The following is a 21,056-nucleotide window of genomic DNA, read 5'->3' on the forward strand; positions in this document are numbered from 1 at the left end:
TTCCAAAATAAACGAAAAATATTTGTATATGAGCATAAGTATACAACAAAAACATGCAAACATTTATTACTTTATCTAATTCTATACAAATATGAAATAGCTGTAATTGCTTTCTGTAAGAGTTAACGTTCTTATTCCAGAGTCTGATCAACGTCTCTCTTCTTGGAGCCTTGCTTTATGTGTTTTTTTGCATCACCTCTCGCGCCTGCGGCGCTCGCCCAGGTTAGGGTGTGGTTGGTGCGTAGTGGCAGCCTGCGGCTGCCACTACGCACCAACCACACCCTAATCCAGAAATAAGTGTGGTCTGTTCACCATACAAACTAATAAGTTGTGCATGAGAAATTATGAAAGGATTGCCATTTATGTTAGAGGAAATTCTGGCTAATAACGAGCGCTTTCTACAGGCCCAGCGGCCTGCGTTGATTGGGCATACACCGCGTAAGCGCACAGCCGTCGTCACCTGCATGGATTGTCGCCTGGTGACAATGTTTGAGCAGGCCCTTGGGCTTCAGCGGGGAGATGCCCTGGAGCTACGTACGGCGGGAGCCACTATCTCGCAGCCAGAGCGGACCGGGGGTGCTAATGATCTTATTCGCTCTCTCGCGGGTGGAGTCTACCTCCTTGGGGTACGCGAAGTGCTCGTCGTCGGCCATACGGAATGCGGCCTCGCACACGTGAATCCCGCTGTGCTCACTGCCTCCATGCAAGCCCTGGGAGTCGATCCGCAACAGTTGATCCAGCGCGAAAATCTGAGCGACCTTAATGGGCTTCTAAGCTGGCTTGGTGCCTTTCATGATGTTCATATGAATGTCCACGAGGTCGTTGAGATCATTCGTCAGAGTCCCTACCTGCCCCGCATCCCCATCCATGGCCTGGTTATCGACATCCAGAGTGGCCAGCTCACTGTAGTAGACCGCGATACCCGTGCATAATTGTAAGGAGGAATGGGATGGGTGTGCGAACGATTCGCCCGCACATCCATCCCACTCCTCCTTTTCTCTGTGGAGGGCATATCGCTGGTAGATGGATGTCTAAATACGCTACAATATGAGAAGTGAGCTATTTAATACTCAAGAATACCTATTGCAATTGGCAAGGACATATGAGACAACGCATTCGATCAGGCAGGGCGTTAGTGGGCGTCTGTCTGCTGGCTCTGCTCCTCTTCTGTAGCGCCTGTAACGGAGACAGCAATCAAAGCGCACAGCCTACCCCAACGCGGCCCGCGAATGGGAAACAGTTGCTAAACGGTAAGGCCCTCACCTATGTGGCCCTTGGGGCCTCGGATGCCGTAGGGGTCGGCAGCACCGATCCAGAGACGCAGGGATATGCACCACGCATCGCACAGCACCTGCCACGGGGTTCACATTTCATCAACCTCGGCGTCAGCGGCAGCACTCTGCATAAAGCGCTCGCGAACGAGCTGCCCCTGGCCCTCTCGACTTCGCCAGAGCTGATTACCATCTGGCTGGTTGCTAATGATTTTGTAGACGGTGTGACCTATGAGAGCTACATGAGTGACTTGCATACGCTTTTGGATCAGCTCCAGACAGGTACCCATGCTCGCATCGTACTGGCCAATTTACCAGACCTGACGCTCCTCCCCAGCTTTGGGGGGCGTACACCCGCGCAGAAGGCTAGCATCCTGCAGGAGATTAAGCGCTGGAACGCTGGCATCACGCATGAGGCTGCGCGCTACCATGATCCCGTCGTGGATCTCTTTGCCGAACAGAGCGAGCTAACGGCTCATCCTGAATTTGTGAGCGGCGATGGCTTTCATCCAAGCTCAGCAGGCTATGCTGTCCTGGCCAACAAGTTCTGGACCGCCATTCAAAAATAACCAAGCGGATGGTGTTAATGGAAGTGTGGCTGGGCAATGCCCAGCCACACTTCCATTAACACCATCCGCTTGGAAGCCCTATACCTGCGGCTTCGTCTCTTTCCCCTGCTGAGGTAGATTCTGTACATAAGAATCACCCTCGACAATAAAGAGCAAACGCTCACAAACGTTGGCGCAGTGATCGCCAACGCGCTCAAGTTTATGGGCCATCCAGAGGAGATACGTGGCGCGCTGGAGAATCAAGGAATCGTTGAGGAGGGCTGGGACTGCGTGCGCGCCTCCCATCATAGCCATCAAGTCATGACGGACCATGTGGTAACGCACATCTACGACATCATCTTCTTCCCAGATGTAGCGTGCAGCCTTCACATCGCGATCCTTGAAGGCTTTAATGGTGCCCTGTAAGACACGCCTCGCCTCTTTCCCCAGGTCGAGAATGCCTTTCATAATTGAGGCTTCCGTGATCGTATTTCCGCTGCCCGCATCCTTGATTCCAGTCGTCTCCATCTTGACATGAGGCATCGTATCCCCACGCAGAGGTGTCATACGCAGGATATTCTGCGCAATACCAGCCGCGCCATCACCAGTGCGCTCAAGATCGCCCGCAATCGAAAGCACCGAGGCCAGGTAGCGCAGGTCACGCCCACCCAGTGGCTGCTGTAGGGTCAACAGGCGAATGGCACGCTCCTCAACCGCGGCTCTCAGACTATCGATCAATGCATCATTTTCGATGACCATACCAGCTTTCGCCAGGTCACCAGCCGCTAAGGCTTCCAAAGCTCTCTCCAGGGCCTCATCCACCATCGTCCCCAGGCGGATAATTTGCGCATCCAGCTCTTGCAATTCTTTATCTAGAATCGAACGTGACATCTTTGCCGCTCACTCCTTAATCAAAGTTGTCTGGCTTCCGCCAAGAAGGGCTTACATAGCTTGCCATCTTAGCACGCTTGGCTTGTTCCTCAGGTGCCTTATTCGCCTCACCACATATAGTGTAGCATATTTAGCATAGGAAACATAGAGTATTACAGCGGTTATTCGCTCTAATCTAAAGGGATGAGTAATAGAGTATAGTAAAGGTTGGTTACGTTGCAGTGTGCGTCGCGGGTGAAGACCGCGACGCACACTGCAACATAACCAACTCTCTTAAGCTGTTTCCTTGCTGTTGACAGGGCTTCCTAGAATACGATACAGTTAAAAGGAGTTTCATCCAGGCAGAAAAACGCAAAGGAAAGAAACCATGTCAACGAAACGACTGCTCGGCGTTTTTGCCCATCCCGACGACGAAGGATTCATTAGTGGTGCCCTGCTTCACTATCGCGCCTCTGGCATTGAGACCGGCCTGGTCTTTGCTACTCGTGGTGAGGTGGGCGAAATCTCTGATCCCCTGCTCAAAACACGAGACGATCTAGATGAGATTCGCGAAGAAGAGATGCGCATGGCCGCCAGCCTTCTTGGTGTGAATAACCTGTGGTTTTTGGGCTACCGCGACTCTGGAGTGCAAGGCGCACCAGATAATCAGCATGCACGCGCCTTTATCCATGCTCGCCCGGCAGAAGTGGTTGGCAAACTGGTACAAATTATCCGCCAATTCCGCCCCCAGGTCATTGTCACCTTCGACGAAACGGGCGCAGACGGGCACCCCGATCACCTGGCTATCTACCGCTACACTACCAGCGCGTTTCATGCCGCCGCTGATAGTGCGCTCTATCCAGACCTGGGACCCGCGCACTCAGCCGCCAAACTCTACTATACAGGTATGACGCGCCAGCAAATTCTCACAATGACAGAGTGGTTACAAGAGCAAGAACCAGGTGGTCCCTTTAAGAATGCTGATCCACAAACACTGGGGCTTACCGATGAACAAATCAATGTCGTCCTGGATGTTGAGCGCTGGCAAGATGACAAAATCCTGGCAGCCTCCCAGCATCGCACCCAGGTCAATCCCAGCAACCCCGTCGCACAAATGCTTCCCGAGTTTCAGCGCAAACTGCGCGCCACGGAATATTATCAACTGGCCACATCACGCGTGGGTGATGACACCATGGGCGAGAACGACCTCTTCACGCATGTAGAGGGTTTAAAATAGTCAGTAAAGATGAAGGGGTGGGCCTAGAGCAACCTGCGGTTGCTCTAGGCCCACCCCTTCATCTTTACTGACGGGATGACTTATGATTACAGCCGCTGAATTTTCTGGATCAATTCCGTGGTTGAGTGACCAGGAAGGTAGGAGATCAGGCTTACCTCGCCACCATAGCCAAAGACGATCCGGGCCTCGGGCAGTTTCTCAGGATCCACGCCATGCACGCTCCCCGCGTAGTCTCCACCCTTGACATAAATCGCCGGTTCCAGGGTCACGATCAACTCGCTGGCCGTAGGCTCACCAAAGATCGTGACATAATCGATGCAGGCCAGGGCGGCGAGCAGTTCGGCACGCTCTAATTCGGACACCAGGGGGCGCGTTGGCCCCTTCAGATGCCGCACGCTCTCGTCGCTATTCAGCCCCAGGATCAAGAAATCACCCAGGCTGCGGGCCTCTTGCAGGTAGCGAATATGCCCCAGGTGTAGCAGGTCAAAACAGCCATTGGTAAAGACGGCCCGCTCGCCCGCTTCCTGGCGGCGCGCGACCTCTAGTGCCAGTTGCGCACGCGATAGTACCTTGCTCCGCGTCTCGATCATCTCTTTGCTCATGCCAAAATTCCCCTCAACTCTTCAGGCGTATTGCTGGCGCAGCCCAGGCGGCGCACAACCAGCGCCGCGGCGGCATTCGCCAGGTAGGCAGCCTCCGCCTTGGATGCCCCCGTGGCCAGTCCCAGGGTAAAGGTTGCCGCAACCGTATCACCTGCTCCATTGGTGTCGACGATCTCGCTGGCATGCGGCAACGGATAGATGGGAATATGCAACGGCTCTTTACCGAACTCGAAGAGGCTCATGCCCTCGCTTCCACGTGTGATCAGGACGCTCTGAGCGTTACATTCTTCAAGAAGACGGGCACCAGCCTGGTTCAAATCCTCCAGCGTCTCAATCATCATCCCCAGGGTGCTCTCCGCCTCTGGCTGGTTCGGTGTCAGCGCTGTTACTCCCTGGAAGCGACTCAACGAGCCATGAGAATCAACGACAATCACTTTGTTCAACTCACGCGCCAGGGGCACGCAGGTCTCGATGATCTCTGGACTGATCATACCCAGGTCATAGTCAGAGAGCACGACGGCGTCCATGCTCGGTAGCGCTTCGCGAATATAGTCACATAACTGGCTCTTGCTGGGTTCACAGATATCAGCCTTGTTCACCCGGTCCACGCGCACAATATGCTGGCGTACCACCTGGGAGCTACCGGCCATGACACGCGTCTTCGTCGAGGTGGGACGTGTGTTATCGGTCACAACCCCCTCCTGGTGCATACCCAACTCCTCAATCGCCTGGCGCAGACGCTTACCCACGATATCATCACCCACGACTCCCGCCAGGAAGACCTCCGCGCCAAGCGCGTTGGCGTTGACCGCGACATTAGCCGCCCCGCCCAGGATAGTTCGCTCCTCATACAGATCAAGGATCAAGACAGGGGCTTCGCGCGCGATACGAGTTGGACGCCCAATAAGATACTCATCAGCAACCATATCGCCTATAATAAGCACCCGTTTCCCCTGAAAAGCCGCAATAACTGCTTTGAGGCGCGCAGAATCGGTGATTTGTATCGTCATGCCTTTTTTCGTCCTTTAAGTAAGACCAGTATCATGAAGCGAGGAATAGCCAGCATACGCCAGATACGCCAGGGCTCGCGGTAGAGCCGATAGAGCCATTCCAGGCCCATCCGCTGCATCGTTTTAGGCGCTCGTAGCTTGCGTCCCGCCAGGAAATCATACGCCCCGCCTACGCCCATGGCGACCGCCACCGGGAGGCGTGAGAGGTTGCGATAGATCCAGAGTTCCTGGGCCGGAGCGCCATAAGCCACACAGACAACGTCAGCCTGCGCCTGGCGAATACGCTCCAGGATAGGCTCCTCTTCGGCGGGATCTGGCGAACCAGCGTAAGTGCCAGCGATCTGTAGACCGGGCGCCAGGGCACACAAGCGCTCAGCGGCGCTCTCCGCAACCCCTGGCGCGGCCCCCAACAGATAGAGACGGTAGCCTCTGGCGGCACATAGTTTTGCGAGCTCAGGTAAGGTGTCAGTGCCGGTCACACGCTCAGGTGCAGGCTTGCCCAGGTAGCGCGTCGCCCAGACGATGCCCATACCATCTGGTACCACCAGTTCAGCCTCATTGATACATGCACGAAAGGCAGTGTTACGCTGCGCCTCAATCACGAATTCCGTATTGACGGTAATCACCTGCTGGCAGCGAACCTCTTCGCTATGCTCACGGCGCAGGGAGATAAGCTGATCAATATAATCGAGGGCCTGGCGCTGTGTGAGGCGATCCACACGAATACCGAGCACAGAGACTGAAATGTCTGAATCTCTCTGCTCGGTTTGTAGCATTGGTGATGACATAATTTATTTACCAATGAAAAACTTCAGTTTCAGCGTGAGTAAGCAAAATATCGGGACGTGTCTCTTCAATATAGCGGCGGGCATGATCCAGTACCTCACGTGCGTGCTGGGCATCATTGCTTACATAGCTGATCCCGATTTTGGTGATCTGCCAGCGGTCAAGCTCTTCCACCTCGGCAATAGCCACAGAGAACTGGTTACGTACCCGCGTCACGACAGATTTGACGATCTGACGCTTCTCTTTTAACGAGTGGCATCCTGGTAGATGCAACGTGATTTGACATGCTCCTATAACCATATGGGCGTAGTATAGCATAGTTCCCCATGCATATAACAGCAAACAGCCATCTATAGCTACTTCCCGCTACTTGCGTACGCGATTACTTCTCGCTACTTGCGTACGCGGCTACTACACCCATTCAGTCCTCCTTTTATTGGGTAAGGGTGTGTGGGGCCGGGCTGGCGGAGTCAGCCCGGCCCCACACACCCTTACCCCACGAGCCACGCAGTGGCGAGAAGTCCTGAGAGCTACTGCACAAAAATAATAGAGGCTCGACGCATCTCACTATCTTTGCTACAATTCCAGAGAATTCACTGCTGCCATGTCGAAGGAGAGATTTTTATGTCAAACATTTCCAGCCAGGAGGAGCGACCTCAACTGCCAATGCAGGGCATTCCTCAGCCTGGTCGCACCGAAGTCTTACAGCTACCACGCGTGCACATTTCCCGGCACCCGGTCATGGCGCACAAAATGACCTTGCTCCGCAATAAGGAGACGCCCGCCGCGCAGTTCTACCGCCTGGTCAAGGAGATTGGGAGTCTGCTTGCCTATGAGGCAACAGCGGGACTGGCCTTACGGGAGAAGACCATTGAGACGCCCCTGGAGCAGATGCAAGGCTACAAACTCGCTGGTGGCATTGGTATTACCCCTATTCTGCGCGCGGGACTAGGCCTGGCCGAAGGCTTCCGCGAGGTCTTACATGATGTGCAGATCTGGCACCTGGGTCTACGACGCGACGAGCGCACACTCCAGGCACTGGAATACTACAATCAGCTGCCGCATAAAGTCGACCTGCAAATCTGCTACGCCGTCGACCCCATGCTGGCCACAGGCGGCTCCGCCATTGACGCAGTTAATATCCTCAAGGCTAAGGGTATTCAGCGCATCTCGTTCGTTTGTATTATCGCGGCCCCTTACGGATTACTCAAGCTGAGCGAGGCCCATCCAGACATAGACATTTATATCGCCGCCCTCGACGAGCGCCTTAATGATCAGGGCTATATCGTACCTGGATTGGGCGACGCAGGTGATCGCCAGTTCGGCACTTTTTAGGTTCATTTGGCATAATAGACACCGTATGCCTTGATGTATCAATCAGCCTGCCAGCGCGGGCCGGATATCTTTTTTTATATTCACGTCCAGAAGCAGGAGGAAGTCGCTTCGTGTCCACAGCACCAGATAACGAGCAACCCCAGACAGAGCCACAGGTAGAAGAAGATTCTGCCTCCCTTGAGGGCGAGAAGAAAGACGCCTCAGAAAGCGAAAAGGCTCCCTCTAACGCACCACGCCCTTTTTTCCCTGAAGATTTCGAACCCAGTGGAGGCCCGCTGGGTTGTTGTCTCGGTTCAGTTATTGGCCTGATGACATTTCTCATGCTGACCGTCGGCCTCTCACTCCTGATCACTAATCAACCTATACAGCATTATTCCTGGCTCGTTCCCCTCTCCGTACTGGGAGCCATTGTCTGTGGCTTTATAGGCTGGCGGATAGGCAAACGCGTCTACCGCGAATACGATCCTCCCGTGATTAAGCAGCGCCCTCAGCGACGCGCCCGCCCTCGCAGCAAACGTGCGTAAATGGGTATAATGAGTAGGTGATGTGGGGAGTCATGACAGGCTTTGTCTGTCATAACTCCCCACATCACCTACTCATTATTTATTTATAGGCATGAAAGCGAGAAGAGTATGCGTGTAGTTATTTTCTGCGATATGGAAGGCGTCTCTTGCATCGAAACGTGGGAGCAGGTCTCCAGCGGCACAGCTATTTATGAAGAATGTCGCAAGCTCTACACCGATGAAATGAACGCGGCGGTCCGTGGAGCGCGTGCGGCTGGGGCACGTGACGTGGTCGTGGTCGACTGTCACGGTGCGGGCGGCGCGCATAATTTTAAGAGCTTTGTTCCTGAACGCCTGGAGTCGGGCGCAGAGTACGTCTTCGGGCACCCCTGGGCCAGGTATATTGAGGCTTTTGAGCAGAGGTGTGACGCTATCCTCTTTGTCGGCGCTCACGCCATGGCGGGTGTTCCCGATGGCGTACTCTGCCACACCGTCTCGTCCGAATCCTGGCATAACGCCTCGATCAATGGAACCCTGGTGGGAGAAAGCGGCATCCTGGCCGCGATTGCAGGCTGCTGGGATGTGCCCGTCGCCTTCGCCTCTGGCGATGCCGCGACCTGCCGCGAGGTCCAGCAATTGCTGGGGACAGAGGTGGTCACAGCACAGGTAAAAAAGGGCCTGGGACGCTTCTCATCCGTCAATATGGCCCCCAAAGATGCCTGCTCGCTCATCGAGATGCGCGTGGCCCAGGCTCTCAGCTTAAAGAACTGGCCCAAACCCCTAAAATTTGAGGGGCCAGTCACCTTTAAAGTCGAGCTTGCCACGCCCGACAACACTCGCGATTTTATCAACCGGCCAGGTGTCAAGATCGAGGATGCGCGCACAGTGACCTCGACCGCCGGCACCTTCTGGCACGCCTGGGACCAGTTTTGGTACCGCCATTAAGTAGTAAACCTGGCAGGTAACGCACACGGGGGAGGCCGGTCGGCCTCCCCCGTGTGCGTTACCTGCCAGGTTTACTACACTTTTACATCCTTGCGTTTGAGGCAGACCCCAACCACAATCGTCAGGATGATTACAAAGGCGCCCAGAGCGGCCCAGGACATCAGAATACGCTGTACCGCATCTGTATGGCTAAAGGTAGAGAAGATGGTTCCATGGAAGGTAAAGTCATCGCCAAACAGTTTGTCGCCATTGATCTTATCGCTGTGCAGGCCCGCCGAGGAACCAAGCGCCGTCATGGCCCAGCGCGTGGGGAACAGGAAGGCGAGCGCCTGCATGGCTTTATCCTTAAAGGGGATAATCGCGCCTGAGAAGATGACCTGCGGGATCAGAATAATTGGGACAAAGCTTACAGCACGGTCATTGTTCGGCGAGAGCGCTGAGATAGCCAGGCCAATCATCAGGCCCGCCAGAGAGGTCAGCACCAGCGTGATATATACCTCTAAGATGGGCGGCATAAAGACACTTGTCACCAGGGGCTCGCCCAGTTCGACAATAAACAGCAGCACCGCGCTCTGGAAGAGACACAGAATCCCTAGCACCACGATTTTTGAGAACATGTAGGGAATGATACCCAGATTGACCGCGCGCTCGCGCCGGTAGATATGGGCCTCCTTGACGATCTCACGCGAGCCATTGATACAGCCGAAGAGAACGGTGGCAAAGGCCATGACGAAGAGCAAGGTCTCCCCATTAAAGCCCAGTCCAGGCACGATAAAATCTTGCAGGGCCGTGTCGACATCATTGCTTTTCTGCTTCACAAATTGCTGGCCCGCCTGATTATCCTGCAAGAAGTTTTTCACTATACCGCAATCCACGCTCTCCTTGGTTTTCGCCTCGGGCAGGGCCAGAGGTCCTTGATTTGTCAGAATCTGCGTGCGACACTGGACGGTATTCTTCTGCTCAAATAGGCCGGTCCCAATTTCAAAGCGCATAATACCGACCAGTAACAGGGCAATGATCGGAGCCTGGAGCAAGAGCAGCGCCAGGTTGCCGGGATCGTTCTTGAGCAGTTCGATGTAACGCATCGACATGATTATAAACTGCTTTAAGGGATTCCCCCCCCTGGCACGCTTGATCTGATTCTGGGACTGCGGAATGCTGGCACGCTTGGCCTGACCCTCGTTCAAAGGAGCCACCACATATTTATAATACAGGGGCGAAGCCTTAAAGCGCTCTTCGGCCTCAGCCGGAATAGTTGGGTGATCCTTCGATGGCTCCAGCGAGCTATAGATTTCCGCGAAGTCGGTCTTATTGAAGAATGTCTTGGCCTCGTTGGGTGGACCAAAGTAGGCCAGGCGTCCCCCTTGACAGAGGAAGCAGACATAATCACAGGCGTTAATATTATTTGTCGCATGCGTCACCAGGATAATCGTACGCCCACGGTCGGCCAGGCGCCGTAAGAGGAACATCATCTTACGATCCAGGCCTGGATCAAGGCCCGAGGTTGGTTCATCCAGAAAGAAGATGCTTGGATTCGCCAGGAGTTCCAGGGCGATAGAGACACGTTTACGCTGCCCGCCCGAAAGCTTGTTGACCAGGAGCTTCCGCCGCTCAGTCATCTCTACATCTTCCAGCACCTCGTTGATACGCTGGTTAATCTGATCTTTTGTAAAGTCACTTGGTAGGCGCATCTTCGCTGCGTAGTAGAGCGCGCGCTCAACTGTTAGCTCACGGTGGACGATATCGTCCTGTGGGACATAGCCAAGTTGCGTACTAAAGGCCGACAAGTTGTGATAGTAGTCCTGTCCATTGTAGAGCACGGTCCCCTGCTGTGCCGGGCGCAAGCCATTCAAGGCATCCATGAGCGTTGATTTGCCCGCGCCTGAACCACCTACCAGGGCCACAAACTTGCGTGGCGGGATGACGAGCGAGATATCGTTGATGAGCACCACATTATTATTGCCGCGCTTGTTCAGATTGAGCGCATCGATACGAATACTACTGCTCTCATCGTACTGCGTCAGTTGCGTGCCTGTATAGGTCAGGCGATAGGGGCCAATACGGATCTCATCGCCCGTCTTAAGCGCCTGCTGCGAGACGCGCTGCCCATTCACATAGGTATGGTTTGTGCTATTGTGATCAATAATGCGGTGCGTATTATTTGGTCCCTGCTCCAGGTGTGCATGATGCGCAGAGATCAGGGGATGATTCAGCACTACCATATTATCTGGCGCGCGCCCCATGGTAATGACCGGAGTATTCAGCGGGATAGGATGAATATCTGGCGGCATCTCCTGGGAGACACCACTGCCATCATCATAGGTTAGCGTGACCAGGGTACCATGTTCGTCGCCAATACGAAAAATGTCGCCATGCACAAGCGGCTTACGAAACTGCTCATCGCCCTGGATAATTCGACCTTGATAGAGCAGGCCATTCAGCGTTCGGCCACGCGAAGGATGAGGATGCACCAGCACCCAATCGCTACCTTCGCGAATAATCTGCGCATGATAGGCTGAAACAACTGGCTCATTGATGACGATATCGCTTGACGGGTTTCGCCCAATATTGATGACGGGCTTCAACAAGGCCTGTTTCTGCGTCCCGTACTGCACATTACTGCTAATCTCAAGCGTAGGCATCCCCTCGATCGCGGTACGATCAGCGGCAGAAGGTTGAGCAGGAACCGGCGAAGGCGGCGGTGTAGTACCAACCGGGCCAAATTGGACCCCATTAGCCGGGGGTGTGGGAGGAGGAGCTCCCATAGAAGCGGGTATTGCGGGTGGAGTTCCACCGGCTATATGTGCTGGGCCTGGAGGCACTGGCGTAGGAGGAACCTGGACTGCCGCGGATTGGGCCGAAAGGACAAGTGGAGGGGCATTCGAGACCAGATGAGGCGGGGGAGCTTGTAACGCTAGCACGACAAAAGAACTATCTCCACCAAGAGTGACAACACTATTAAGCGCCAAAGTCCCCTGCTGAACCTTTCCTTGATTCAACAGAACATTGCTCGTTCTGGAAAGATTTTCGACAAACCAGTTGCCATTATTCCAGAACAAGCGTGCATGACGACGTGATACCTTGGGATCTGGCACGACGATATCGTTGCCTCCATCACGCCCAAAATCTAGAGAGGTCTTCGTTAGCTGAAAGACCTGGCCATTTAAAGGCCCTGCTATAAACCGAATAGAGCCGAAGCTTGGAGGACTACTCGCAGCGTTCATCAAAAAGCTCCCCTAACAAATAACATAGAACAGTTCTACACTTCAGGTCCACACGCCATCTACGCTGAAGGGATGCGTAACCCGCAGGCTGGAAAAACACGCTTGCTCCGCCACAAATTGATAAAGACGCTGGCCCAAACGAGTTCGTACATTGGCTATTACAAACTCTATCGTCGAAACTGGGCTTTCTCTGTAAACGCCGAATCGCATCATTACTTGTTGAGCAGTTTTTCCTACTTAACCTGATGTACAAGTTGTTTCTGCCGCCTACGGCGGCAAGAGGGGGAGGGGGAACTTGGGGACACCCCAAGCCCCGCCAGGGGCGCTGCCCCTGGACCCCGTCCTCCCTCTTGCCCCACTGCATCTCTAAGGGTAAGTCTATGATGGTGGGCTGGCTCTGCCAGCCCACCATCATAGACTTACCCTGCGAGCCACGTAGTAGCTAGAAATCGCTTGCTACATCTGGAGATCATATGAAATACGGAAGACAGACATCCGCGAACGTAGGGCATCAGAGAGGTTTAATAAGTGGTTCAAAGAGCTCTGCATCTCGCGTGTATGCTGCGTGATATCACCTGTCATACGCAAGATCTCTTGTACAGAGCCCGTCACCATTTGCGCACCCTGCATCTGCTGCTCAGACGTATCACAGATACTCTTTACCAGACTCGAAAACTCCTCGGTCACGGCGCCAATTGCTTCCAGAGCTACCCCGGTCTGCATCACTAGCTCGGTCTGCATCACGACACGTTGCGTATTCTGCTCCACGCTCTGCGACATTGCCGTGGTCTCATGTTGAATGCCGCGAATAGAGAAACCAACCTTACGAGCAGACAGGCTACCGTAGCTTGCCAGCGTGCGCATCTCCTGAGCGACCAGGCCAAATCCCTGCCCACGTTCACCCACACGTGTGGCCTCGATTGCGGCATTGAGTGCCACATGATGCATACGCACTGAGAGATCGGAGATGTCCGATACCACTTCGTTCACCTGCTGACAGCTCTCGCTCAAGGCCTTCATAGTGCGCGCTGACTCCAGGGTCGCTTCACGCACCATGCCCATTCCATCCACGGCACGATCAACGGCTCCCTGCGCCTCCTTAGTCACCTCAACTGACTCCATGAGTGTTTGCGAAAGCGTTGCTGCCTTCTGCGAGACCGACTGCATCTGCTCGGCAATCTGCTCAATAACGGTGGAAATTTGATTGACCTGCCGCTCTTGCTGCGCGATGTTACGTGCCAGCGACTCCGAGCTATGACGCACACTACGTGTATGTTCGTCCACCGCCTGCGTCACCATCTGTACTCGGCTCAGCAGAGAACCAATCTCGCCCACTACGGTGTTAATTGACTCCGCAATCGGCTGGAGTTTCTCGTGCTGGGAATGCAGGCGCACGCGTAAATCACCGCTTCGCAGTTGCTCCATCTCCTCACGCAAGTGTGCCACCCCCTCTTCCAGAGCGCGATGCTCCTCCTCGCGCTCCTGAAAGAGGCGTGCGTTATCAATGGCAATTGTTGCTTGCTGAGCGAAAAGTTCAGCCAGTTCAACATTCTCCCGCGATGGTATCAAACCATCTTCCGGGTCTCCAAGAGAGAGAATACCGAGCAACCGTTCTTCGCGTAAACTGTACAGAGGGATGAGCAGTGTATCTTCAGGATGCCATTGCCCTTCTTCATAGCTATCCAGCACGCCAGCCGGGACACTGACAATGTCCGCAAACTTCTCCTGGAGCTGAGTATGTGAAACAAAATAGCTCTGGCTGATCTGGTATTCAGGGCGCATAAGAGCCAGCATCCCCTCAAGCGGCTCTGGATTCTCCCTCAAGCGTTGGATATCTTCCGTTGAGACACCAATGCAGGCCACCACACGTGTCACCTGCTCCTGTTCATAGACCAGGTTAATGGCCAGCGCGCGAAATCCGGTACAGTTTGCGATCGCGGCCACAATCTGCTGGAGCACCTCGTCCAGGCGCAGATCGGCACGCAAGAGATTCCCCAGGCGTAACAGTTCCTTGATATGCAGGCCCCGTCGCTGCGAGACGTCATCAAGGGCATAGGAAAATAATCCCTTGGTCTCGCCATTGGGCACGGACTGGGTGGAGAGTACTTCCGCTATAGCCTGCTCTTCAGCCACCTGAGCACGCTCATGCTGCTCAGCACTGGGCGCAGCACGCAAGCGGACACGCAGAGGTATCGGTCGACTCTTCAACTTAGGATGTAGTTCAGCCATAGCGCTTCCCTGGCACTTTCAGCAAAAGAATAGCAAAAACAGCTAGCAATTAATACTCATACTCTAAAGGCATACATTTGAGAGTACTCACCTCTACCATATCACATTTCGTATTTTTCTGTACAGTTCATAGCCTTTGTAACTATCTGTCTGCTATTTTCTTGTTATGTCTCGTTCTTGAGTGATCCACCATGAGGCAGTATTCAATGATGTGACTTCTCGCCCCTACGTGGCTCGCCCGGTAAATAGGGATGGAGGCGGGCTGGCATTGCCAGCCCGCCTCCATCCCTATTTACCCTATACGAAGCCCCTGGGTGCTGAGGAGAAAATGGCTATGCTTAAGCGGGGGGTTGAATGTAAGGGGAATAATAGCCTGCGAGCGAACGGGGGAGGCGCCCCATCAGTCTCGTCCCCTCGTCTTCATGTTCTTCATAGGCAATCAGGCCGCGACGATGAAACAATTCTACCAGGTCGCCCCGGCTAAAGGGGAGTAAGACCGTTAGCTGCTCCATCGTATCCGCGAGTACGGAAGCCACTTCAGCACACAGTTCTTCCAGGCCTTTGCCCTCAGCCGCTGAGATAGGCACAGCGTGGCTGTAGAGGCTGGGATCAAGGACATCGGGGTCGGTGAGCAGGTCAATTTTATTGAGCGCGGTCACGCGGGGTTTCGCGGCTGCTCCCAGTTCTTCGAGGATATCGTGTACCGTCTCGCTCTGCTCAAAGGCATTCTCATGGCTGATATCGACGACTTCAAGCAACAGATCAGCCTCAATCACCTCTTCAAGCGTAGCGCGAAAGGCGGCGATCAACTGCGTTGGCAGCTTTTGGATAAAGCCAACCGTGTCGGAGAGTAGGGCCTCTTGATTGTTGGGCAGCAAGAGCCGACGCGTCACCGGGTCCAGCGTGGCAAAGAGCTTATCTTCAGCCAGTACGCCAGCCTCCGTCAGGGCATTAAACAGTGTCGACTTGCCCGCGTTTGTATAGCCTACGACCGCAACCATGGGAAGCCCCTGGGCCACACGCTGCTTGCGCTGGAGAGCGCGCTGACTCCGGGCCTCTTCAATCTCCTTGCGTAACGCGGAAATACGGCTGCGAATCCGGCGTCGATCCAGTTCCAACCGAGTTTCGCCTGGGCCGCGCACACCAATCGCGCCACCTACACCACCACCACCAAGGGAACCACCAGCCTGCCGGGTATAAGTCCCACTGCCCGCTAGGCGTGGCAAGCGATATTCGGCCTGGGCCAGTTCTACCTGAAGACGGCCTTCGTGGGAATAAGCACGTTGCGCAAAGACATCGAGAATAAGAGCGGTACGATCTATGACGCGCGCGTTCAGCATCTTATCGAGTGAACGCTGTTGAGTGGGGGTAAGTTCATCATCAAAAATGACAACATCGAGCTGGAGCTGTTGATCGAGTGCCACCAGTTCCTGGGCCTTGCCTTTGCCCAGATAGGTCTGTGCATCGGGCTGGGGCAGGTGTTGAATCATGCGTCCTAGCACCGCCGCGCCCGCAGTTGTTGCCAGGGCCTCTAATTCCTGAAGCGAGTCCTCAGCGCCCCACATCCCCTCTTGCTCATCAGCTTCAACTGCCACCAGATAGGCCCGTTCTGGACCCCGACGTATTCCGGTATCGATCAAACGGTGTGTCGTAACGTCCTCCAATCTTCTACATGCACGCTACATGCTTTGGCCTCTCTGCTCATTGTACGCTAGCTTCAGGGGAAACGCAAAGGGTAAATCCCTTGCTTCTGGACGCTGACGTTGCTAAAGCACGCGTCTACATATCAAGGCGCGATAGCCTCGTCCCATGATATGTAGACGCGTGCTTTAGCAACGTCAGCCCCAACCGCTCTAACGCTGTGGAGGCTGCGGTAGTGGCGGCAACGCGTGAACAAAGAATGCATTCACACGGGCAAAAAGGCTATTATTGACCGCGTCATTGTAAAAGTCATGCCAAGCCCGCAACTGAGCGGCATCAACGTGCATGCCCAGAGGTGCCCCACTTTGTGCACTCGCCAGGAAATTTCCCAGCACAATGAGCAGCAACAGCCAGAGGAGCCAGGACTCCACAAAACCTACCAGGCCACCCAGCAACGCATCCCCCAGGCCAACGCCTGGAATACGTTGCGTCGTGCCACGAATAAGCGTTGCCGCGATATGAAAGATCAGTACAACGCCGAGAAACAGCGCCAGAAAGGCAATCAGGGGGGTAGCCGCGAACCCGTCAGAGGCCATGATCGAGATGAACTCTGGCCCATAGGCGTACGCGACAAACCAGCCTATGGGTATGCTAATAATGTTGATCAGGCTAAATATCGCACCATTGCGAATACCATTGAACACCATCAGGAGAACGGTCAGCACAAACAGAATATCAATCACACTTAGATGGAATAGATCAGGCATATTCTTCCTCCGCCTGGCAAGCACCCAACTATAAGGCAGGCATAACAGCAAAAATGAGTTTCTTCGAAAATGAGTTTCTTATTATCGAAAACGCGACAGCCAGAACAAGCGTCACAAATAGGTTTCCCAGCACCAGGAGGTAGTCTATGAATACGAGTTCTCGCCACTATGTGGCCCTGCAAACACCTTCATGAAGGACGTTGCTGCTCATTGGGAGTAGAATCTGCGTATGTGTGAGGCTCCTGGGGAATCGGTGGAAACATATCCTCTATTGAGTGGAGTGACTCTTGTTGTCTTTCCTTGCTCTCCGTAGGCTTCTGCGCGGCATGAGCATCCTGTTGCGACCTGCGTCCAGGCTGACGTTTGCCAAAGCGCGAGGCCCAGAAGCAGAAGAAGAACATACAAGCCGCCAACACCACTATCAAAAGATTGAAGCCCAGCAACTGCGCAATCGCGCCCGCGAAAAGCAAGACGGGGATGGAACCAGCATTGTACAGCATAAACTGAAAAGCCAGGACACGCGCACGCCCATTTTCAGGCGCCCGTTCCTGCATAATCGTGTTTGTAGGAATATTCACGCACGCCATAGCCACGCCCAGCAATGTCACCAGTAGGATGACCGACCAGAGCAGCCAGGCAGATGATGCACCATGCACCGGGTCAAGGCGCAGCGAGAGCCACTGCATGGCTGGCAAGAGTAAGAAGCCCACCGCAAGCGAGATAAACCCGATCAACGTCAAACGTATACGCCCAATCCGCTCCGTCAACGGGGTCATCAAGACTGAAGCTCCAACCAGGCCAACGCCCGCCGGTGCCAGGATCAAGGCCATATCTTCAGGTGGATGGTGCAGCACTTGCTGGACAAAGGTACCCGCCAACTCACCAATCAGAAGCTGTAGGATACCCACAACCGAAAGTTGCACCACCGAGAAGAAGAGCAGGTTATCGACCTGCACAATGCGCCAGCCCTGACCCAGGTCTGCCCAGAGGCGTGCCAGCGTCTCCTTCACCGTCCTATCTCCACGCCGCTCCCTCTCTTGCTTGAGGTGCGACTCGGCAAAACAACGCGATGGGATAAGCAGGATTAAGCCAGCGCAAACCGCGTAGAGCACGCCGACCAGCAGGAAAAGCATATCGATGGATTGCACATTAAAGGCCAGCTTGCCTATATGGACTGTAAAGGGTGAGAAGAGCGAGGTTACCAGGCGCCCAAGAATAAGAAAGCCCAGGGCCTGCGAAATAGTGATGGAGATATTAAAGAGCGAGAGGGCGGGCATCAGATCGCGTTCGCCGACCAGCAAGGGAATGGATGACCCCTCAGCGGGAATAAAGAACTGTCCAATCAGCGAGGTACAGTAGGTCAGCAGGAAGAGGGGCCAGAGGTTGCTCCGGTTGAAGACAATGCAGATGAACATCAACAATACCGTCACCATGCGTAAGATATTACTCACCCAGAGCACCTGGCGCTTATTCAAGCGATCCACAATCGCGCCCGCGATGGCGCTAAAAGGGATGGCAGGTAGGGTAAACGAAATAATAGCCAGGCCAGCCATAAAGACCGATTGCGTCACATTGTTGACGAGCACGATCACGCCATAGTTTGTGGCATTGAGAATCGTCAAGGAGATAAGTTGTGCCAACCAGAGTAATAAGAAGTTGCGGTTGCGCAACACACGTCGCACGCGACCGGAACTATTCTTATTGGACACTTGAGCGTTTTGCGCTTGATCTGTACTCTGCACCATGGTCTACCAGACTTTCTACCAGTATTTCCCCAATATGTCCAGCTAACCTTACTACGTTTGCACTTGTACCTCTGTTACCACGCCTCATAGCAAAAAGGTTCTCTTGATAATACGTCCCAAAACAGAAAAAGTCAGACGCTACCCCGTAGCAACTGCGTTCTCCCCGCTGCTAAGTAGGAGATTCTTCCAGTCGCAAAAGGGTAGCGCATCCCCTCTTGACAGACTTTCCGCTTTTCCAGCTGGGAGCGGTATAAGAGAAATAAAGCATGTATATTTCCCAGGGTGAAGAGAGGAGACAATTTCGATGGCAAGCAAATATTATGATTTGCAGAACACCTGGATCTACCAGGAGATAAAAGCCCAGGTCCAGGCAGATCTACAGGCCCAACAATGCCAGGATTTGCATCATATCCTGCTCAAAATCATCGAAGCGCGCTTCCCCCGGCTCATTATCCAGGCCCATTCCCTGGGGCAACTTCAACCCGAGCAGCTCCAGCAACTCATCATCCTCATAGGCAGCGCCCAGCGCGAGCGCGAGGCTAAAGTCGCCCTGGAGGAATATCAGAACATAATCAAACACGCACAATCACTACAAAAGGACAGCTCAGATGGAAAGTCGCCTATGGTATTATAGAAAAGGAAGAAACCATGCCACGCAAAGTCAGGCAACTGAAAGCTGATCTTCAAAAAGCAGGCTTTCTTATGCGACCTGGCAAAGGAAGCCATACCAAGTGGATACATTCATAGTACCCTCCTATCTTTGTCAACCTATCAGGCAGCGATGGAGATGACGCGAGACGATACCAAATTAATGAGGTACAAGCTGCCTTAAGGAAGGTGAGAGAACGCGATGAACACTAGCCACTATTCCATCACAATCCAATGGGACCCAAGAGACAGCATTTACATTGCCAGCGTTCCAGGGCTTCCAGGTGTAAAGACGCATGGAGATACTTATCAAGAAGCCATGACAAATATACTTGAAGTGCTCGATATGTGGATTGAAGACGCCCAAAAGCACGGGGAAACACTCTCACCTCCAAAAATTTACGTGGCATAGAACTTAGCATTAAAGCCAACTACCATTGGACGAGAGCGGATCGAGGCAGTATAATGTGTGAACTATGATTCCAACACCGACAACAGATATGAATACGACACAACAGACACAACCTAAAACCGATCTGCTCACGCTGACGCTGCCGCAGTTGCAGGAGTGGCTGGCCGCGCGAGGCGAGGCCGCATTTCGCGCTAAGCAGATCTATAGCTGGATCTACCAGCAGCTTGTCGATAACTTCGCAGCCATGTCGAATCTGCCGCTGAAGCTCCGTCAGCGCTTGGAAGAGGAGGCCTGTATCGGCCCACTCGTCGTGCGCAGCGAGATGAGTTCGAAAGACGACCGCACACGTAAGATTCTGCTAGAACTCGCCGATGGCAAATTGATCGAGTCGGTGTTGATGCTCTATCCTCCCCTGGGCGAGAGTAGCGCACGCGCCACCGTCTGCGTCTCCAGCCAGGCGGGATGCGCCTTTGGCTGCACCTTCTGCGCCACTGGCCAGATGGGCTTTGATCGCCACTTACAATCAGGCGAGATTATCGCCCAGGTACTCCACTTCGCGCGCGAGCTACGCGCCACTCCCTGGAGCGCGGCTGGCCTTCCCGGTAGTACACCTATCGATCACATCACCAATATCGTCTTGATGGGCATGGGCGAGCCACTACACAACTACGACAATGTGCTCCAGGCCCTGCGCATCCTCAATAGTGCCGCAGGCTTCAACCTGGGGGCGCGGCATATGACCGTCTCGACCGTTGGCCTGGTGCCAGCCATCCGCAAATTGAGCCAGGAGCAGCTCCAGGTCAACCTGGCCATCTCCCTCCACGCGCCCACCAATGAGGCGCGCAGCCAGACCATGCCTGTTAACCGCAAGTACCCGCTGGAAGAACTGCTGGCCGCCTGCCAGGACTATATCACGGCGACACGAAGGCAGGTCACATTTGAATATGTCTTGCTGGCAGGCGTCAATGATACGCCGGAGCGCGCTCAGCAGTTAGCAGAACTGCTGGCCCCGCTCAAGCAGTTCGCGCACGTCAACTGTATTCCCGTAAACGCGACCTCGGCTGGCTATCGTCCCCCAGGTCCAGACGCCATTCGCGCCTTCCGCAATATTCTCTTTGAACGTGGCATCAGCAATAGCGTGCGTGCGGAGCGCGGCGATGATATCGCTGCCGCCTGTGGACAGCTACGTACCCGCTTCGAGAACCGACGCAAAGCTATTCCGGTTGTCTAAATCTAAAAAAGGGAACGTGGGGAGTGCAGAGGGGCGTCAGCCCCTCTGCACT

19 protein-coding genes are annotated in these 21,056 nt (G+C 54.2%); 9 read left to right on the forward strand and 10 right to left on the reverse strand.

Annotation, left to right across the window (positions count from 1 at the left end):
- Positions 1-362 precede the first annotated feature (362 nt).
- Complete coding sequence (locus tag JMJ04_RS06230; protein WP_201369670.1) at positions 363-932, forward strand: beta-class carbonic anhydrase; 570 nt, start codon at positions 363-365, stop codon at positions 930-932.
- A 170-nt stretch (positions 933-1,102) separates the two neighbouring features.
- Complete coding sequence (locus tag JMJ04_RS06235) at positions 1,103-1,840, forward strand: SGNH/GDSL hydrolase family protein (protein ID WP_201369671.1); 738 nt, start codon at positions 1,103-1,105, stop codon at positions 1,838-1,840.
- Positions 1,841-1,918: 78 nt separating this feature from the next.
- Here the strand turns inward: JMJ04_RS06235 and JMJ04_RS06240 are convergent, their stop codons facing one another.
- Positions 1,919-2,710: a phosphate signaling complex PhoU family protein gene (locus JMJ04_RS06240; protein WP_201369672.1), complete on the reverse strand. Its 792-nt coding sequence runs from the start codon at positions 2,708-2,710 to the stop codon at positions 1,919-1,921.
- A 367-nt stretch (positions 2,711-3,077) separates the two neighbouring features.
- Between JMJ04_RS06240 and JMJ04_RS06245 the strand changes: the two genes are divergently transcribed.
- Entirely contained in the window at positions 3,078-3,926 is an 849-nt protein-coding gene (locus JMJ04_RS06245) for a PIG-L family deacetylase (RefSeq protein ID WP_201369673.1), read from the forward strand.
- 86 nt (positions 3,927-4,012) lie between these two features.
- On the opposite strand, the gene JMJ04_RS06250 is transcribed toward JMJ04_RS06245, so the two are convergent.
- The 4 genes from JMJ04_RS06250 to JMJ04_RS06265 are packed head-to-tail and all read right to left on the reverse strand — an operon-like array spanning position 4,013 to position 6,642.
- On the reverse strand, positions 4,013-4,528 hold the full coding sequence (locus JMJ04_RS06250) for an adenylyltransferase/cytidyltransferase family protein (protein ID WP_201369674.1): 516 nt from the start codon (positions 4,526-4,528) through the stop codon (positions 4,013-4,015).
- Positions 4,525-5,538 (reverse strand): bifunctional heptose 7-phosphate kinase/heptose 1-phosphate adenyltransferase, encoded by a 1,014-nt coding sequence (locus JMJ04_RS06255; protein WP_201369675.1) that lies wholly within the window; start codon positions 5,536-5,538, stop codon positions 4,525-4,527. The genes JMJ04_RS06250 and JMJ04_RS06255 overlap by 4 nt, the downstream gene beginning before the upstream one ends.
- On the reverse strand, positions 5,535-6,326 hold the full coding sequence (locus JMJ04_RS06260) for a WecB/TagA/CpsF family glycosyltransferase (protein ID WP_201369676.1): 792 nt from the start codon (positions 6,324-6,326) through the stop codon (positions 5,535-5,537). The genes JMJ04_RS06255 and JMJ04_RS06260 overlap by 4 nt, the downstream gene beginning before the upstream one ends.
- Before the next feature lie 7 nt (positions 6,327-6,333).
- Positions 6,334-6,642: a DUF503 domain-containing protein gene (locus JMJ04_RS06265; protein WP_307811645.1), complete on the reverse strand. Its 309-nt coding sequence runs from the start codon at positions 6,640-6,642 to the stop codon at positions 6,334-6,336.
- A 348-nt stretch (positions 6,643-6,990) separates the two neighbouring features.
- Between JMJ04_RS06265 and upp the strand changes: the two genes are divergently transcribed.
- From upp to JMJ04_RS06280, 3 genes are all read left to right on the forward strand, one after another.
- Positions 6,991-7,659, forward strand: coding sequence for a uracil phosphoribosyltransferase (gene upp, locus JMJ04_RS06270; protein WP_201372332.1), 669 nt, complete (start codon positions 6,991-6,993; stop codon positions 7,657-7,659).
- A 110-nt stretch (positions 7,660-7,769) separates the two neighbouring features.
- Positions 7,770-8,183 carry a hypothetical protein gene (locus JMJ04_RS06275; protein ID WP_201369677.1) on the forward strand — a complete coding sequence of 138 codons (414 nt, stop codon included), beginning with the start codon at positions 7,770-7,772 and terminating at the stop codon, positions 8,181-8,183.
- A 108-nt stretch (positions 8,184-8,291) separates the two neighbouring features.
- The gene (locus JMJ04_RS06280; protein ID WP_201369678.1) at positions 8,292-9,107 is read left to right on the forward strand and encodes a M55 family metallopeptidase; all 816 of its coding nucleotides are present in this window, start codon (positions 8,292-8,294) and stop codon (positions 9,105-9,107) included.
- A 74-nt stretch (positions 9,108-9,181) separates the two neighbouring features.
- On the opposite strand, the gene JMJ04_RS06285 is transcribed toward JMJ04_RS06280, so the two are convergent.
- The 5 genes from JMJ04_RS06285 to JMJ04_RS06305 form a co-directional block, all read right to left on the reverse strand.
- Complete coding sequence (locus JMJ04_RS06285) at positions 9,182-12,331, reverse strand: FHA domain-containing protein (protein ID WP_201369679.1); 3,150 nt, start codon at positions 12,329-12,331, stop codon at positions 9,182-9,184.
- A 456-nt stretch (positions 12,332-12,787) separates the two neighbouring features.
- Positions 12,788-14,560, reverse strand: a complete 1,773-nt coding sequence (locus JMJ04_RS06290) for a methyl-accepting chemotaxis protein (protein WP_201369680.1) — start codon at positions 14,558-14,560, stop codon at positions 12,788-12,790.
- A 338-nt stretch (positions 14,561-14,898) separates the two neighbouring features.
- On the reverse strand, positions 14,899-16,224 hold the full coding sequence (hflX, locus tag JMJ04_RS06295) for a GTPase HflX (RefSeq protein ID WP_236037934.1): 1,326 nt from the start codon (positions 16,222-16,224) through the stop codon (positions 14,899-14,901).
- A 189-nt stretch (positions 16,225-16,413) separates the two neighbouring features.
- Positions 16,414-16,968, reverse strand: coding sequence for a CvpA family protein (locus tag JMJ04_RS06300; RefSeq protein WP_201369681.1), 555 nt, complete (start codon positions 16,966-16,968; stop codon positions 16,414-16,416).
- A 188-nt stretch (positions 16,969-17,156) separates the two neighbouring features.
- A complete protein-coding gene (locus tag JMJ04_RS06305; protein ID WP_201369682.1) occupies positions 17,157-18,713 on the reverse strand; it encodes an MFS transporter in 1,557 nt (518 codons plus the stop codon).
- A gap of 304 nt (positions 18,714-19,017) precedes the next feature.
- On the opposite strand from JMJ04_RS06305, the gene JMJ04_RS06310 reads away from it, so the two are divergent.
- From JMJ04_RS06310 to rlmN, 3 genes are all read left to right on the forward strand, one after another.
- The gene (locus JMJ04_RS06310; RefSeq protein ID WP_201369683.1) at positions 19,018-19,347 is read left to right on the forward strand and encodes a hypothetical protein; all 330 of its coding nucleotides are present in this window, start codon (positions 19,018-19,020) and stop codon (positions 19,345-19,347) included.
- Positions 19,348-19,563: 216 nt separating this feature from the next.
- Positions 19,564-19,773, forward strand: coding sequence for a type II toxin-antitoxin system HicB family antitoxin (locus tag JMJ04_RS06315; protein ID WP_201369684.1), 210 nt, complete (start codon positions 19,564-19,566; stop codon positions 19,771-19,773).
- Positions 19,774-19,837: 64 nt separating this feature from the next.
- Entirely contained in the window at positions 19,838-21,004 is a 1,167-nt protein-coding gene (gene rlmN, locus JMJ04_RS06320) for a dual-specificity RNA methyltransferase RlmN (RefSeq protein WP_201369685.1), read from the forward strand.
- Positions 21,005-21,056: the final 52 nt, after the last annotated feature.

The organism is Ktedonobacter robiniae (genome assembly GCF_016587375.1).
Taxonomy (GTDB): Bacteria; Chloroflexota; Ktedonobacteria; order Ktedonobacterales; family Ktedonobacteraceae; genus Ktedonobacter; species Ktedonobacter robiniae.

Bases quoted from the DNA above. Each gene is read 5' to 3' on its own strand.
- JMJ04_RS06230 (WP_201369670.1), top strand. From the start codon at position 363: ATGTTAGAGGAAATTCTGGCTAATAACGAGCGCTTTCTACAGGCCCAG.
- JMJ04_RS06235 (WP_201369671.1), top strand. From the start codon at position 1,103: ATGAGACAACGCATTCGATCAGGCAGGGCGTTAGTGGGCGTCTGTCTG.
- JMJ04_RS06240 (WP_201369672.1), bottom strand. From the start codon at position 2,710: ATGTCACGTTCGATTCTAGATAAAGAATTGCAAGAGCTGGATGCGCAA.
- JMJ04_RS06245 (WP_201369673.1), top strand. From the start codon at position 3,078: ATGTCAACGAAACGACTGCTCGGCGTTTTTGCCCATCCCGACGACGAA.
- JMJ04_RS06250 (WP_201369674.1), bottom strand. From the start codon at position 4,528: ATGAGCAAAGAGATGATCGAGACGCGGAGCAAGGTACTATCGCGTGCG.
- JMJ04_RS06255 (WP_201369675.1), bottom strand. From the start codon at position 5,538: ATGACGATACAAATCACCGATTCTGCGCGCCTCAAAGCAGTTATTGCG.
- JMJ04_RS06260 (WP_201369676.1), bottom strand. From the start codon at position 6,326: ATGTCATCACCAATGCTACAAACCGAGCAGAGAGATTCAGACATTTCA.
- JMJ04_RS06265 (WP_307811645.1), bottom strand. From the start codon at position 6,642: ATGCTATACTACGCCCATATGGTTATAGGAGCATGTCAAATCACGTTG.
- upp (WP_201372332.1), top strand. From the start codon at position 6,991: ATGCAGGGCATTCCTCAGCCTGGTCGCACCGAAGTCTTACAGCTACCA.
- JMJ04_RS06280 (WP_201369678.1), top strand. From the start codon at position 8,292: ATGCGTGTAGTTATTTTCTGCGATATGGAAGGCGTCTCTTGCATCGAA.
- JMJ04_RS06285 (WP_201369679.1), bottom strand. From the start codon at position 12,331: ATGAACGCTGCGAGTAGTCCTCCAAGCTTCGGCTCTATTCGGTTTATA.
- JMJ04_RS06290 (WP_201369680.1), bottom strand. From the start codon at position 14,560: ATGGCTGAACTACATCCTAAGTTGAAGAGTCGACCGATACCTCTGCGT.
- JMJ04_RS06300 (WP_201369681.1), bottom strand. From the start codon at position 16,968: ATGCCTGATCTATTCCATCTAAGTGTGATTGATATTCTGTTTGTGCTG.
- JMJ04_RS06305 (WP_201369682.1), bottom strand. From the start codon at position 18,713: ATGGTGCAGAGTACAGATCAAGCGCAAAACGCTCAAGTGTCCAATAAG.
- JMJ04_RS06310 (WP_201369683.1), top strand. From the start codon at position 19,018: ATGGCAAGCAAATATTATGATTTGCAGAACACCTGGATCTACCAGGAG.
- JMJ04_RS06315 (WP_201369684.1), top strand. From the start codon at position 19,564: ATGAACACTAGCCACTATTCCATCACAATCCAATGGGACCCAAGAGAC.
- rlmN (WP_201369685.1), top strand. From the start codon at position 19,838: ATGATTCCAACACCGACAACAGATATGAATACGACACAACAGACACAA.